General features: G+C 58.0%; 13 protein-coding genes. All 13 read left to right on the top strand.

The annotated features are described in order from the left end of the window. Positions 1–205: 205 nt before the first annotated feature. Entirely contained in the window at positions 206–1,039 is an 834-nt protein-coding gene (locus tag IBT47_RS03400; RefSeq protein ID WP_200559161.1) for an ABC transporter substrate-binding protein, read from the top strand. A 63-nt stretch (positions 1,040–1,102) separates the two neighbouring features. Next, complete coding sequence (locus IBT47_RS03395; RefSeq protein WP_105591909.1) at positions 1,103–1,939, top strand: amino acid ABC transporter ATP-binding protein; 837 nt, start codon at positions 1,103–1,105, stop codon at positions 1,937–1,939. Positions 1,940–1,950: 11 nt separating this feature from the next. Continuing rightward, on the top strand, positions 1,951–2,622 hold the full coding sequence (locus IBT47_RS03390; RefSeq protein ID WP_200559160.1) for an amino acid ABC transporter permease: 672 nt from the start codon (positions 1,951–1,953) through the stop codon (positions 2,620–2,622). Between the two features lie 7 nt (positions 2,623–2,629). Next, positions 2,630–3,298 (top strand): amino acid ABC transporter permease, encoded by a 669-nt coding sequence (locus IBT47_RS03385; protein ID WP_234471678.1) that lies wholly within the window; start codon positions 2,630–2,632, stop codon positions 3,296–3,298. Positions 3,299–3,319: 21 nt separating this feature from the next. Further along, positions 3,320–4,198: a 4-hydroxy-tetrahydrodipicolinate synthase gene (gene dapA / locus IBT47_RS03380; RefSeq protein WP_200559159.1), complete on the top strand. Its 879-nt coding sequence runs from the start codon at positions 3,320–3,322 to the stop codon at positions 4,196–4,198. A 64-nt stretch (positions 4,199–4,262) separates the two neighbouring features. Further along, a complete protein-coding gene (locus IBT47_RS03375) occupies positions 4,263–5,537 on the top strand; it encodes an FAD-binding oxidoreductase (protein WP_200559158.1) in 1,275 nt (424 codons plus the stop codon). Then, on the top strand, positions 5,534–7,015 hold the full coding sequence (locus IBT47_RS03370; protein WP_200559157.1) for an aldehyde dehydrogenase family protein: 1,482 nt from the start codon (positions 5,534–5,536) through the stop codon (positions 7,013–7,015). Before IBT47_RS03375 ends, IBT47_RS03370 begins: the two co-directional genes overlap by 4 nt. A gap of 11 nt (positions 7,016–7,026) precedes the next feature. Further along, positions 7,027–8,052, top strand: coding sequence for a proline racemase family protein (locus IBT47_RS03365; protein ID WP_200559156.1), 1,026 nt, complete (start codon positions 7,027–7,029; stop codon positions 8,050–8,052). Between the two features lie 42 nt (positions 8,053–8,094). Then, positions 8,095–8,802 carry a GntR family transcriptional regulator gene (locus IBT47_RS03360; protein WP_105591903.1) on the top strand — a complete coding sequence of 236 codons (708 nt, stop codon included), beginning with the start codon at positions 8,095–8,097 and terminating at the stop codon, positions 8,800–8,802. 108 nt (positions 8,803–8,910) lie between these two features. Next, positions 8,911–9,666, top strand: a complete 756-nt coding sequence (locus IBT47_RS03355; protein ID WP_200559155.1) for an SDR family NAD(P)-dependent oxidoreductase — start codon at positions 8,911–8,913, stop codon at positions 9,664–9,666. Between the two features lie 14 nt (positions 9,667–9,680). After that, entirely contained in the window at positions 9,681–10,433 is a 753-nt protein-coding gene (locus IBT47_RS03350) for an SDR family NAD(P)-dependent oxidoreductase (RefSeq protein WP_200559154.1), read from the top strand. Positions 10,434–10,761: 328 nt separating this feature from the next. After that, positions 10,762–13,143: a membrane-bound PQQ-dependent dehydrogenase, glucose/quinate/shikimate family gene (locus IBT47_RS03345; RefSeq protein WP_200559153.1), complete on the top strand. Its 2,382-nt coding sequence runs from the start codon at positions 10,762–10,764 to the stop codon at positions 13,141–13,143. Between the two features lie 377 nt (positions 13,144–13,520). Then, positions 13,521–14,723, top strand: a complete 1,203-nt coding sequence (locus IBT47_RS03340; protein ID WP_105591899.1) for an MFS transporter — start codon at positions 13,521–13,523, stop codon at positions 14,721–14,723.

Genomic DNA, 14,723 nt, shown 5'->3' with positions numbered 1-14,723 from the left:
CATCCCCGCTTTTATGAAGCCGATCACACGCGAGTGGCGATCGGCGTCAAACTTTGATCATAAGTAAACCGTATTAGTTGACTTTGTTAATTTCGTGCTTCTATTCTCTCATTCAGTGATGCATACAAAATTGCATACATGAATGAAGAAATAAGCACCACCTAACTGTTCCTGTTCGCAACATCAACGTTTGGACGAGGTCTTTATGGTCAGTGTTCGTTTATCACATCTCAAAAAGTTTTCCTGTTGTCTGGCGCTGGGCAGTGCTCTGCTGGCGTCCTCTCTTCCCGCTTCGGCAGCCGTCGGTTTCTGGCAGAGCATTCAGCAAAAGGGCGTCCTGCGCTGCGGTGCGGCAACGGCAGCACCCTATGTGATGCGTGATGCCAAATCGGGCGAATACAGCGGCTATTTTGCTGAACTCTGCCGCGATTTTGGTGAAAATGTCTTAAAAGTGAAGGTGCAGTTTGTCGATGCCAACTGGGATACGCTGGTAGCCGGTCTGCAAAGCGACAAGTGGGATATGGCGCTGGGCTTAAATCAGACCCCGGAGCGCGCGCTGGCGGTTGCGTTCTCGGCACCGGCGCAGGACTATCAGGTCTCTTTCCTGATTAATAAGCAGAACCCCAAAATGGAAGGGGTGACCAACAAATTAGCGGATCTCGACAAACCCGGCGTGACCTTTGCGGTGATGTCCGGCACCTCACAGGATAAAGCGGTCACCGCCGTGATTAAGAAAGGCACGATTATGCGCCTGCCCGGCAATGATGAAACCCGCCTGGCGCTGATGGCCCGCCGCGCCGACGTACTGGTGGACGCCAGTGATACCAACCACCTGTTCGCGCTGGCTAACCCGGACTGGGCGAAAGAGATCCTGCCGGTTCCGGCGCTGGCGAAGCAGGGTGTTTCCTTCGGGCTGCCGCGATCCATCACCGAAGCCGACCGGGACGTGATTGATATCTATCTGACCCAGCGCCGTGCCACCGGCGAGATCGACCAGCTGGTCAACAAAGCCTCAATGGAAGCCAACGCCGCAAAATAAGGCGTGATGAATCTCTGACACTTAATTAACCGTGTGCATTCCGCACGCAGCGGAGGAATGATTATGAATGCCTCAAGTAATTTGGCGGCCGCACCCACGTGCCTGCAAGATAACCGACCTGTATTTCTCAATGAATTTAATAAAGGCGAATTTATTCAGCTGGAGAAAGTGAATAAAGCCTATGGAGAATTAGTGGTGATGGATAATTTTGACCTCACCATGAGAAGCGACGATCGTCTGGTTATTATCGGGCCGAGTGGTAGTGGTAAAAGTTCTCTGCTGCGTGTGTTAATGGGGCTGGAAGGTATTCAGGGCGGGACGATCAATTTCCACAGACAGCACTATATTGTCGGCGATAAGGCCAAAAAAGCAAAAATCGTTGATGCGAATATTCAGAAAAAGATCGGCATGGTTTTCCAGCACTACACGCTGTTTCCGCATCTGTCCATTTTGAGCAATCTGATCCTGGCACCGATGAAAGTCCACGGGCTGGAGAAAAAAGTGGCGGTGGAAAAAGCGCGGGCGCTGCTGGCCCGCTTTGGGCTGGAAAGCAAGATCGGCGCTTATCCCAGCCAGCTGTCCGGCGGCCAGAAGCAGCGCGTAGCCATTGCCCGTGCGCTGATGCTGGAGCCGGAGCTGATGCTGTTTGATGAAGTGACCTCGGCACTCGACCCGGAAATGGTCACCGAAGTACAAAGTGTGATGATGCAGCTGGCCGATCAAAAAATGGCGATGATTATTGTCACCCACGATATGCATTTTGCGCGGAATATCGCTTCCCGGGTGGTGTTCTGCGCTAACGGGAAAATTGTTGAGCAGGGACACCCTGATTCGCTATTTACCTGCCCGAAAGAAAAACGCACTCGTGAGTTTCTGGAAAAAGTCCTGCATCTGGATTAATGAGGTTAATTATGAACTATCAGTTTGACTTTCATTTCCTGCAGGGAAATCTGGGGGCGCTGTGGGACGGATTAAAAGTAACACTCGAACTGGCGCTGGTGGCAAATATATTCGGCCTTGTTTTGGGTTTTATTTTATGCCTGATGGCGATGAGCCCGCTGGCGATATTACGCTGGCCGACGAAGTTATTTATTGAGTTTTTTCGCTGCACGCCGGTATTGCTGCAAATCGTCTGGTTTTATTACTGCGTGCCGATCATGTTCAACCTGTTTATTGACCCGATCTATATGGGTTATCTGGCGCTGGGGCTGAATCTGGCGGCGTTTAATGCCGAAGCCTATCGTGCCGGGGTACAGGCAGTGCCGCACGAGCATCACGATGCGGGGATTGCCCTCGGCCTGAATCGCTTCCAGCAGACGGTTTACGTGGTGCTGCCGCAGGCGATACGCAATGCGCTGCCGGTGCTGATGACCAATGGCATCTCGATTTTGCAGCAGAGCGCGCTGGTGGCGATTGTTGCCATCTCCGATCTGATGTACGTCGGCCGAAATATCGCCACCGAAAGCTACCGTCCGCTGGAAACCTACTCGTTGATTGCGCTGATTTACTTCGTGCTATCGCTGCCGATTTCCCAGCTGGTTGCCTGGGTTGAACGCCGCCAGGATGCGGCCACAGAACGCTGAGGCTCAGATGATGACACTCGATTTCACCCAGGTCTTTTCCTACTGGCAGGTGCTACTACAGGGCCTGGGCCTGACGCTGGCCTTTACGCTGAGCTGCGCGGTAATCGGCAGCCTGGCGGGCTTTATTGTCAGCCTGCTGCGCCTGTCGCCGTTCCGGCCGCTGCGCTGGCTGGTGACGCTGTACGTGGAGTTCTTTCGCGGCACGCCGCTGCTGATCCAGCTGTTCTGGGTGTTTTTCTGCTTCCCGGTGGTGTTCCAGCTCAATATCGCCCCGTGGCTGTGCGTCACCCTGTCGCTGGTGCTGTATATGGCAGCGATCACCAGCGAAACCTTCCGCGGCTCGCTGAAATCCATCGCCGGGGAACAGCATGATGCCTGCGTGGCGCTGAGCCTGACGCCAATGGCCAAAATTCTCTACGTCATTTTCCCCCAGGCGCTGCTGCGCGCCGTGCCCACGCTGCTGTCGAACGTGGTTGCGCTGTTCAAGGAGAGCGCGCTGATCTCGTCGGTCGGCGTAGCGGATCTGATGTTCGTGGGGCAAAGCATTTCCAACAGTACCGCGCGCCCGGTGGAATTTCTCTCGGCCGTGGCGGTGATCTATTTCGTTGTGGCATTCCCCTTAACGCGCCTGGTGGGCGTGGTCGAGTCGCGTTTGTTACGGCGTTACGCCCTTTAACTGTCCACAGGAGAAGTAACGATGAAACTACAAGGTATTTTACCGGCCCTGGTCACCCCTTTTGATGCCGCAGGCACGGTCGATCACCAGCAGCTGGCCGATATTCTGGAGTATCAGCTGAAGGCGGGCGTGAACGGCTTTGTGCCGCTCGGCTCCACCGGCGAATATTATGCCCTGACCAACGAGGAGCGCCGTCAGGTGCTGAAAACGGTGAAAACGGTGGTGGGGGATCGCGGCACGCTAATCGCCGGAGCGAACGGTTCCTGTACCCGCGAAGTGCTGGAGCAGGTGCGGCAGACCGTTGACGCGGGCTATCACAACCTGCTGATTGCTCCGCCGTATTACGCGCTGCCTTCCCAGGAGGAGCTGATCGGCCACTATCAGGCGATTCTTGATGAATTCAGTGACATCAATGTGGTTCTGTATAACTATCCGGTGCGCACCAACGTGGAGGTCGGCTTCAGCGTGCTGGAAGCGTTTAAAGATCATCCACGCGTGGTCGGAATTAAAGAAAGCAGCGGCAGCGTGCTGCGCGCGGTCGAAATTGGTCACCGCTATAAAGAGCAGTATCAGCTCTCCTGCGGCTCCGACGATGTGGCATTTGATTTCTTTATGTGGGGCGCCAGCAGCTGGATTTGTGGACCGGCCAACTGCTTCCCGGATCAGATCGTCGACTTCTATCGTAAATTCAGCAGCGGCGATTTACGCGGTGCGCAGGATGTTATGCGTACGCTGTTCCCGGTGATGGCCAGCATGGAAGAGGGCAAGTTTATCCAGAAGGTGAAATACGGCTGCGAGCTGGCTGGGTTTAAGGCGGGTAATGCCAGAATGCCGCTACAGCCGCTAACTCCGGAAGAGAAGGCGGCATTCCGCCAGGTATTCGAAGCATCCCAGCGCTAATCACAATTGAGGTTTCGGCTGGCGGGCCAGAGCGTGCGCGCCAGCCGGTTAACGAGTGGCAACTATGTCAAAACAGCAGATTACACAAAAGTCGGTGGTGATTGGTGGCGGTATTGTGGGCGTCTGTTGTGCGCTCTGGCTGCAAAAAGAAGGGCATCAGGTCTGGTTGATCGACCCGGCTGCACCCGGCGACAGCACCGCGAAATGGAGCTGCGGACAGATGGCGGTGAGTGAAGTGATCCCGCTTTCCAAACCGGGTATTTTAAAACGTATTCCTGGCTGGCTGCTGGATCAGACCGGGCCGCTGGCGCTGCGCCCGGCGGCGCTACCGGCCATGCTGCCGTGGTTTCTGCGCTTTGTTGCCAACGCGCGCCACAGCCGCATCGACGCCATTGCCCATGCGATGGCTACGCTGACCCATCAGGTTTACCCAGATTTTGCCACGCTGCTGGCGATGTGCCCGGACAAAACGCTGCTGGGGCAGCGCCCGGTGATTGAAGTGTTTGATTCACCGCGCGGCCTGGCGGCGGAAGCTGAGCACCTGCGCCTGCGCGAGCAGCTTGGCTTTAAGGCCGAGACGCTGGATGCCGCGGCGATTGCCGATCTGGAACCTGCGCTGGCGGGGAAATTCTCGCACGGCGTGCTGTTCCCGGACTGGTGCGCCGTCAGCGATACCAAAGGCTTTATTGCCGCGCTGACCGACGCGTTTGTGCGCCAGGGCGGCGTGCGTGTAGACACCGAAGCGCAGTCAATCAACGAAGCGAACGGTCTGGCCTGCGGCGTGACGCTGAACGATGGCCGCCAGCTGCCCGCCGATCACGTGGTGGTGGCTGCCGGTACCGGCTCGCGGCGCTTCTTCGACCAGCTGGGCGTGCGCGTGCCGCTGACCGGCATTTCCGGCTATCAGGCGCTGCTGCCGCAGCCCGAGGTCGAGTTTAACCATTCGGTAATTTATGCCGACGGCGGCTTCTGCTTCACACCGATGACCCGCGGTTTGCAGATCGGCGGCACCATTGAATTTGCCGGTGCCGATGCGAAACCGAACTTCCAGCGTGCCGAGATTATCCTGCAGAAGGCCCGAAGGCTGCTGCCGCAGCTCAACGTGGCCGATAAAGAATTCGGCGTCGGGCACCGTCCCTTCCTGCCGGACACCAAACCGATAATTGACCGTTCGCGCCGTCTGACCAACGTGCTGATGGCCTTTGGCCACGGCCAGCTCGGGCTGACGCTGGGCGCAACAACCGGACGGCTGATTGCCGATCTGGCTGCCCTTCGCGTACCCGCTCAGGATCTTACCCCTTTCAGTGCCTATCGCTTTATGTCAGGAGACCGTTCATGACCTTTACCAACCAGCTTTTTATTAACGGCCAGTGGGTTGCCCCGGTGCGCGGCGGCAGCTTTGATACGATTGACCCGGCGAATGAAACCGCCATTGCGCAGGTCGCCGCTGCGACGGCTGAAGATGTGGACCGGGCGGTGCAGGCCGCGCGTAACGCCTTCGACCACGGCGGCTGGCCGGAACTGAGCGGCAAAGTACGCGCCGGGTATCTGCGCCGCATCGCCAGCCTGATCCGCGACCGGCAGCAGACGCTGGCCGAACTGGAAGTGCGCGACAACGGCAAACCGCTGCCTGAAGCACTGTGGGATATTGGCGATACCGCTTACTGTTTTGATTTTTATGCCGATCTGGCCGAGCAGCTGGATGCGCAGCAGGAAAAGGCGGTGGCGCTTTCTGACGAGCGCTTCAGCTCCGTGGCGCGCAAAGAGCCGGTGGGCGTCTGTGGGGCGATTATCCCCTGGAACTTCCCGATGCTGATGGCGGCGTGGAAAGTGGCCCCGGCGCTGGCCGCGGGCTGCACGGTAGTGCTGAAGCCCTCCGAGGTCACGCCGCTGACCGCACTCCAGCTGGCGGACATCGCCCGTGAGGCCGAGCTGCCGCCGGGCGTGCTCAATGTGATCACCGGCTTCGGGGCTGATGCCGGCTCGCCGTTAACCGAACATCCCGATGTCGATAAGCTGGCCTTCACCGGCAGCGTCCCGACCGGGCGCAAAATCATGCAGGCCGCCGCCGCAGAGATTAAAAACGTCAGCCTGGAGCTGGGGGGAAAGTCGGCGTTTATCATCTTTGATGACAGCGATATTGAAAAAGCGGTGGAGTGGATACTGTTCGGCATCTTCTGGAATAAAGGGGAAGTCTGCTCGGCCACGTCGCGGGTGCTGGTGCAGCGCAACCTGTATGATGCGCTGCTGGCCCGGCTGGTGGAGGAAGCGGAGCGCATCCGCATCGGCAACGGAATGGCCGACGGCGTACTGCTCGGGCCGCTGGTCAATGCTGCGCAGTATGAGAAAGTGCAGACGGCGATCGCCCGGGGAATAGAACAGGGGGCAACGCTGCTCAGCGGCGGGAAGAGACCGAACGGCCACGACAAAGGCTACTTCCTGCAGCCGACGATTTTCACCGACGTGTCGGAAGAGAGTGACATCTGGCGCGAGGAAATTTTCGGCCCGGTGGTCTGCGTGCGCGCCTTCGATGATGAAGCCGAAGCCGTGGCTTCCGCTAACCGTTCGCGCTTTGGTCTGGCCGCGGCGGTGATGTCGCCGGACCTGGCGCGTGCCGAACGCGTAGCCCGCAGACTGCGCGCCGGGATTGTGTGGATTAACTGTTCGCAGCCCACTTTCACCGAAGCGCCGTGGGGCGGCTATAAGCAGAGCGGCATCGGCCGCGAGCTGGGCGAGTGGGGCCTGAACAACTATCTGGAAACCAAGCAGATCACCCGTTACGACAGCGACGAGCCGTGGGGCTGGTACATTAAATAAGAGATAACGCCATGCGCTGGAAAAAAACATTACAGCTGATTGATGTGCACTGTGAAGGGGAGATCGGCAAGGTGATCACCTCGGGAGTGATTGATATTCCCGGTACCACCATGCTTGATAAAATGAACTACATCAACGAGGTGGACGATAGTCTGCGTCGCCTGGTTATGCTGGAACCGCGCGGCTGCCTGCAAATGTCGGTGAACCTGCTGCTGCCGCCGACGGTGCCGGGCGCGCATGCGGGGTTCATCGTCTTGCAGGCCGATAAGGCGCATCCAATGTCCGGCAGCAACTGCATCTGCGTGGTTACCGCGCTGCTGGAAACCGGGATGATTGCCATGCAGGAGCCGGAAACCACCGTGGTGCTGGATACCCCCGCCGGGCTGGTGACGGCGATAGCGGCCTGTTCCGACGGGCGCTGCGTGAGCGTGTCGCTGGATATGGTGCCTGCCTTTGTTGAACATCTGGACCGCGAGTTTGATATCCCCGGCTTTGGTAAGATCGCCGCCGATATTGCCTTTGGCGGCGTCTATTATGCGCTGATTGACGTTGAGCAGATCGGCCTGACGATTTCACCGGACAATGCCCGCGAGCTGGCAACCCACGGCGTGGCGTTTTGCCAGGCAATCAACCAGCAGATCCAGGTTCGCCATCCGCTGCTGCCGTTAATTAACGACGTGGCCTATGTGATGTTCCGCCAGCGTGAGGAAAGCAAAATCTGGCGTACCTGCACCACGCTGCCGCCGGGGCGGGTGGATCGTTCGCCCTGCGGCACGGGCAGTTCTGCTAACCTGTCTGTACTGGATGCGCGCGGTGAAGTGGAAGTGGGCGATCGCCTGACCTCGCGTTCAACGATTAACGGTGAGTTTCGCGTAGAGCTGCGCGGGCGTACTCAGGTCGGCGATAAACTGGCGGTACTGCCGCGCGTCACCGGGCGGGCCTGGGTGTACGGCATTCAGCAATTAGGCGTTGATCCTGACGACCCGCTCGCGGCGGGCTTTATGCTCAGCGATACCTGGGGACCGGCATTATCCTGAGGCCGTTTTTGTATTAATTGACTCTCAGTCAGGGAAAGAGCGATGAAACCTAGCGATAAAGAAGAAGGCACCGGCCGCCGACACGGCGGGCGCTATATTTATGAAGAGCTGCGTCGGCAGATCCTGACGCTACAGTTGAAGCACGGCGAACAGCTGGACGAGATTTCGCTGGCGAACACGTTTGGTCTGTCCCGCTCCCCGGTGCGCGATGCAATGGCGCGTCTGGTGAGTGAAGGACTGGTGACGATTCTGCCGAACCGTACCGCCATCGTGACACCGTTTGAAATTGAGGAGTTTCCGAACTACATCACCGCGCTGGATCTGATCCAGCGGGCGGTGACGCGGCTGGCGGCGAAGCACCGCAGCGAAGCCGATCTGCTTAAAATCGAAGCGGCGAACGCCGAGTATATGGAAAAGGTTTATCAGGGCGACTTCAGCGCGATGACGGAGAAGAACAAAGCTTTTCATCTTGCCATCGCCGCCGCTGGTCGCAATAACTACCTGGCGACCTACTACGATAAGCTGCTTTCCGAAGGCCAGCGCATCCAGCACCTGCAGTTTGATTTTATGACCAGTCAGGATGCACCGCAGAAGCTGGGCCGCGATCACGATGAACTGATCGCGGTGATCCGTGCCGGAGATGCCGACGCGGCCGATAAAGCCGCTCATGAACATACCATGCTATTCCAGAACCGTTTTCTGACCTTTATGCAGCGCAATCTGCTGAAGGATATGGACATTAACGCCTGATCCCCCGGTTTTAAACCCACCGCCGCGTGTAAAAGACGCGGCGGGCGGGGAGCGTTTGGCTTTTTTCCGGCAAAGGGCAGTGCACAACAGCGACACGAGGAGAGAAAAATGCAGCGTTTTAGCAATAAGAACGTCATCGTCACCGGCGGCGCAGGCGGCATCGGCGAGGCTATCTGCCGCCGCTTTGCTGCGGAAGGGGCGCAGGTGTGGATCGTCGACAGCAACGCGAAACTGGCCACGGCACTGGCGGAGAGTATTCGTCAGGAAGGCGGAAGGGCGCAGTGGCGGGCCGTGGATCTGGCCAGCGCGGCAGAAATCACGGCGTTTGTCGCCGACGTGAAATCACAGGAATCCCGCATTGATGTGCTGATCAATAACGCCGGGATCAACCGCCGTGGTCCGCTGCTGGAACTGAGCGAAGAGGACTGGCACAGCACCTTTACGGTAAATCTGGATGCGCTGTTTCATATGTGCCGCGCGGTGCTGCCGCAGATGATCGCGCAGGGCGGCGGGGCGATTGTCAACACTGCCTCGCAGTGGGGGCTGCATCCCGCGCCGGGACATATTGCCTACAACACCTCCAAGGCCGCCGTGGCCGCCTTTACCCTCAATCTGGCACGTGATTACGCCGCCGATAAGGTGCGGGTCAACGCGGTGTGCCCCGGCGAAGTGCGAACCCCGATGCTGGAAAGCAATCTGGCGCGCAGCGGCCGCACGCTGGAGGATTTAAACGCGCTGGTGCCGTTTGGCCGCATCGGCGAACCGGAAGAAATTGCCGCCACGATGGCGTTTCTGGCCTCTGATGAAGCACCGTATCTTTGCGGTGCACTGATTGAAATCACCGGCGCGCAGGCCGTGGCATAACTCCTGGAGGAACGATGACTTCACTTAGCGGCAAAACGGTACTGGTTACGGGCGCAACTAAAGGGATTGGTCGCGAAATTGCTAAATCGCTGCACGCTGAGGGGGCTTCGGTGATCGGCCACTATGGTCACGATGAACGCAGTGCGGTGGCGCTGCTTGCGGAGTATCCCCGACGACTGCAACTCGTTCAGCAGGATTTGTCACAGCCGCAGGCTGCGGCGTCGCTCTGGCAAAAGGCGCTCCGCTGCGCTGACAGAATAGACGTGCTGGTGAACAACGCCGGTATTTATGTTGCGTCGCCGCTTGAGGATGCCGAAGCGTGGCAGGCGGGATGGCAGGTCAATTTACAGGTGAACCTGCAGGCCCCCGCCGATCTGTGTCGGCTGGCAATCGGCCACTTTAGCCCGTTGGGCGGCGGGATAGTGATTAATATGGCCAGCCGATCCTCGCATCGTGGCGACGGGCCGGAACATCTGGCCTACGGCGCGGCAAAAGGCGGACTGCTGGCGCTGACCAAAGGGATCGCCCGCGGCTACGGCCATCAGAACGTGCTGGCCTATGCGCTGGCTCCGGGCTGGGTGCGTACGGCGATGGCGGAGGATCATATCGCCAGCGTCGGCGAAGCCGTGGTCACGGCGGACCTTCCGCTGCGTGAAGTCACGCCGCCTTCCGACGTGGCGGCGATGATCGCCTTCCTCGCCAGTGGTCGCTGCCGCCACGCCACCGGATCAACCATCGATATCACCGGCGCGGATTACGTTCGCTAATCTGCCATCGCTGTAATTTTCATCTCTCATGACAAACCTGCATCCCGCTGACGGGATGCAGGCTGTGATCTGCATCACAAATAATACCTTAGTGTCGCGAATTTAAATTTATGTAAAGCAGCTTGATTGACTTTGTTAATCACGAGGTTCTATGCTTTGCGTCACATTGTGTGCAAGTTTGTACACAATAAAATTTCCAGCCTGACAATCAGCAATCCCGTGAGTGGATGAAACGATTATCCCTTTTAACACAGTGTGTTAAGAGACGGGCTGGTATTGCCTGAAGCAAAGTGAGTTATCCAACTATTCATTCTTTGGAACTAAATTTATGGATGTAAACAACCCGGGGAAACTCGGCAAACTATGGCTGAAGCTGGTGGCGGCGGTGACCGCGCTGGCCGGTATTTACTTTCTGGCGGGCGGGGCCTGGCTGGCCGGGATCGGTGGAAGCTGGTACTTCCTGATCGCCGGTATCCTGCTGCTGGGCAGCGGGGTGCTGATGTTCCGCCGTCGGCTGGCCGGTGCGGTACTGTTTGGCATTACCCTGGTTTACACGGCGGTCTGGGCGCTGTGGGACGTGGGCCTGCAGTTCTGGCCGCTGTTCTCACGCGTTTTTGCCCCGGCGGCGGGTGCGGTGCTGATCGCCTTTACCGTGCCGTTGCTCACTCGCCGTGTCGGTATCCGGCGCGGGGCATTTGTTTCCGGTTGCGTGCTGCTGGTGGCGGTCATTGCCGCCTTTATCAGCTCGTTCCAGCCGAAAGGGATTATTCGCAACACCGATGAAGCGGTGGTCAGTAAAGCACTCCCGGAAACGGACCCGCACGCCTCGCAGGCCGACTGGCCCGCCTGGTCCGGTGACAACAAAGGTTCGCGCTTCTCTTCGCTGAGCGATATCACTCCGGCAAACGTCAAAGACCTGAAAGTGGCCTGGACGGCTCACACCGGCGAAGCGGTGATCCCCGATAAGGGCGATGCGGAAGACCAGAACACCCCGCTGCAGATTGGCGACAGTCTGTACGTCTGTACGGCGTATACCTCGCTGATTTCCTACGATATCGACAGCGGTAAGGAAAAATGGCGCTACAAGGCCGGACTGGGGAACTCCACCTATCAGCGCTGCCGCGGAATCGGCTACTTTGATGCCACGACAGCGAAAAACGTCGCCGAGCCGGGGAGCGCGATCGATGCTTCCGTCAGCCCGCAGCGCCTGTTCTTCCCCACGGGGGATGGCCGTCTGGTCGCTATTGACGCGCACACCGGTAAACCGGCAACCAACTTTGGTAACAACGGCGTTGTCGATCTGAAAATCGGCATGGGCGAGGTGAAACCGGGTTACTACCAGCAGTCTTCTTCTCCGCTGGTGGCCGGGAATCTGGTGATCGTCGGCGGCCGCGTGGTCGATAACTTCGAAACCAACGAGCCGCCTGGCGTGGTTCGCGCCTATAACGCTGTGACCGGCGATCTGGTGTGGGCCTGGGACCCGGGCAATCCGAAGGTCACCCGCGAGCCGCTGTCGCCGGAAGGCTATACGCGCGGTACGCCAAACGTCTGGGTTGGCATGTCGTACGACGCCGATCTGGGGCTGGTCTATCTGCCAACCGGTAACGCCACACCGGACTTTTATGCCGGAGAGCGTACCGAGGCAGATGATCAATACGGTTCTTCAATTGTGGCGGTGAAGGTGTCCACCGGGCGTCCGGCCTGGTCGTTCCAGACCGTGCATCACGACGTGTGGGACTTCGACGTGACCGGTACCCCGGTGCTGTACGACGTGAAAAACGATGACGGCACGGTGACACCGGTGCTGGCGGAAACGTCGAAGACCGGGATGATCTACCTGCTGGATCGCCGTAACGGTAAGCCTGTCGCACCGATCGAAGAAAAGCCGGTGCCGCAGGGCAACGTGCCGGGTGAACGCTATTCGCCGACGCAGCCGTATTCCACCGGCATGCCGGGAATTGGTAATGAAACGCTGACCGAATCGGATATGTGGGGTGCCACGCCGTTTGACCAGCTGATGTGCCGCATCCGCTTCAAGTCCAGCCGCTACGACGGCATCTTCACCCCGCCGGGGCTGGATACCGCATTACAGTATCCGGGATCGCTGGGTGGCCTGAACTGGGGCGGCGCGTCAGTTGACCCGACGACCGACCTGCTTTACGTCAACGATCTGCGTCTGGGCCTGTACCACTATCTGGTTCCGGCGAAGGATATTCCAGCCGGGCTGGGCAGCAGTGAAGGGATGGGGATCGTCGTGCAGAAGGGGCTGCCTTACGGCTCCATGCGTCAGCGCCTGATGTCACCGCTCGGCGTGCCGTGCCAGGCACCGCCGTTCGGTACGCTGTCGGCGATTAACCTGAAAACCCACAAACTGGTGTGGCAGGTGCCGGTGGGCACCGTGCAGGATACCGGACCGCTAGGTATTCCGGTGGGTCTGCAAATGCCGCTGGGAATGCCGACGCTCGGCCCGACGCTGACCACGCGTTCCGGTCTGCTGTTCTTTGCCGGTACTCAGGACTTTTACCTGCGGGCGTTTAACAGCCACAACGGTGAGGAAATCTGGAAGTCTCGCCTGCCGGTGGGCAGCCAGAGCGGCCCGATTACCTACCGTTCAGCGAAAACCGGCAAGCAGTACGTGGTGATTTTTGCCGGAGGTTCGCCGCACTCCAGCGAGCGCGGTGATGACATTATCGCTTACAGCCTGCCTTAACGGCTAAAGCGACGGCAGACGTTTGCCGCTTTCTGGGGCCACGGGATGACCGAGGCCCCTTTTAATCCGAATAATAGCTTGCCCTAATCTAACCAGGTGGACAGGCTGCTTACTCTGCTTACTCTGCTTACTCTGCTTACTCTGCTTACTCTGCTTACTCTGCTTACTCTGCTTTCACGGCTAAGCATTTTTTCTGCTAAAGATTTGCGGAGTTATTTTTTTCGTTCAAAACTCCATCATTCGTCACCTTTTTAACTTGTTTCCAATCTTTAACATCTGCTAAAAAGGGTCTGCCAGGACGGCATCTTATTAATTGGCAAACTCAATTCCCCTGCGTTAGAACAATAACGTATTAAAACTATTTAACTGGTATAAAAATGAATAATACTGCGGCCGTTGCGCGGCCAAAAACCTGGATGAGCGTGCTGCTTGTTCTGGGATTAACGCATTTACTTAACGATCTTATTCAGTCCCTGATACCTGCCGTATACCCGATTCTGAGAGAAAAATATCAGCTCGACTTTGTGCAGATCGGTATTATCACCCTGACTTTCCAGATTGCCGGATCGCTCCTGCAGCCGGTTGTCGGAGCAATTACCGACCGTCGCCCTTATCCTTATTCCACCGTGCTTGGCATGATGTTCACCCTGGCGGGGCTGGTCGGGCTGGCGTATGCGCCAAGCTATCATCTCATTCTGCTTTCTGCTGCCAGCATCGGTATTGGTTCATCTATTTTCCACCCTGAAGCCACACGCATGGCGCGCTACGCGTCCGGCGGCAGGCAGGGGCTGGCGCAGGGGATCTTCCAGGTCGGCGGTCAGGCCGGTGGTGCAATGGGTCCGCTGTTTGCGGCGCTGATTATCGTGCAGCGCGGGCAGGAAAGCCTGGCGTGGTTTGCGGTGCTGGCGCTGTTCGCCGTGGCGCTGATGATCTGGACCGCAGGGCGTCATGACGCCATGAAGCACAGCTTTATCCAGTCGGTCAAAGCCAAAGCAAAAAGCGGGCACAAATCCCAAACCTATCCGCCTGCGGTAGTGGCAACCGGGCTGATCGTGCTGACCCTGCTGATGTTTTCCAAGAACGCCTATAACGAAAGCTTCCGCTCGTTTTACACCTTCTACCTGATGGACCATTTTGGTGCCTCGATCACCACATCGCAGTTTATGCTGTTTCTGTTCCTGGCCGCCTCGGCGGTAGGTGCGCTGCTGGGCGGGATTTTAGGCGACCGCATTGGCCGCTATAAAATCATCTGGATCTCCATCCTTGGCCCGTTGCCGCTAACGCTGATGCTGCCGTATGCGGATTTCCACTGGACGGTGGTGCTTACGATTCTGATCAACCTGATTATGGCCAGTGCCTTTGCCGCCATTCTGATTTACGCCATGGAACTGGCGCCGAATCGTATCGGTCTGGTCGGTGGGTTGTTCTACGGGCTGAACTTTGGCCTGGGCGGTATTGCCGCTGCCGTGCTGGGTGCGCTGGCGGATAAAACCGGCATTGAAAATGTCTACTGGCTGTGTTCATTCCTGCCGCTGGCGGGGCTGCTGGCGTGGTTCCTGCCGAAGATTGAAAACGCGTAA

Origin of the sequence: Erwinia sp. S43 (genome assembly GCF_016624745.1) — a bacterium.
Lineage (GTDB): Bacteria > Pseudomonadota > Gammaproteobacteria > Enterobacterales > Enterobacteriaceae > Erwinia > Erwinia coffeiphila.
The sequence above is the reverse complement of the archived record's forward strand: the minus strand, read 5'-3'. Positions and strand labels throughout refer to the sequence as shown.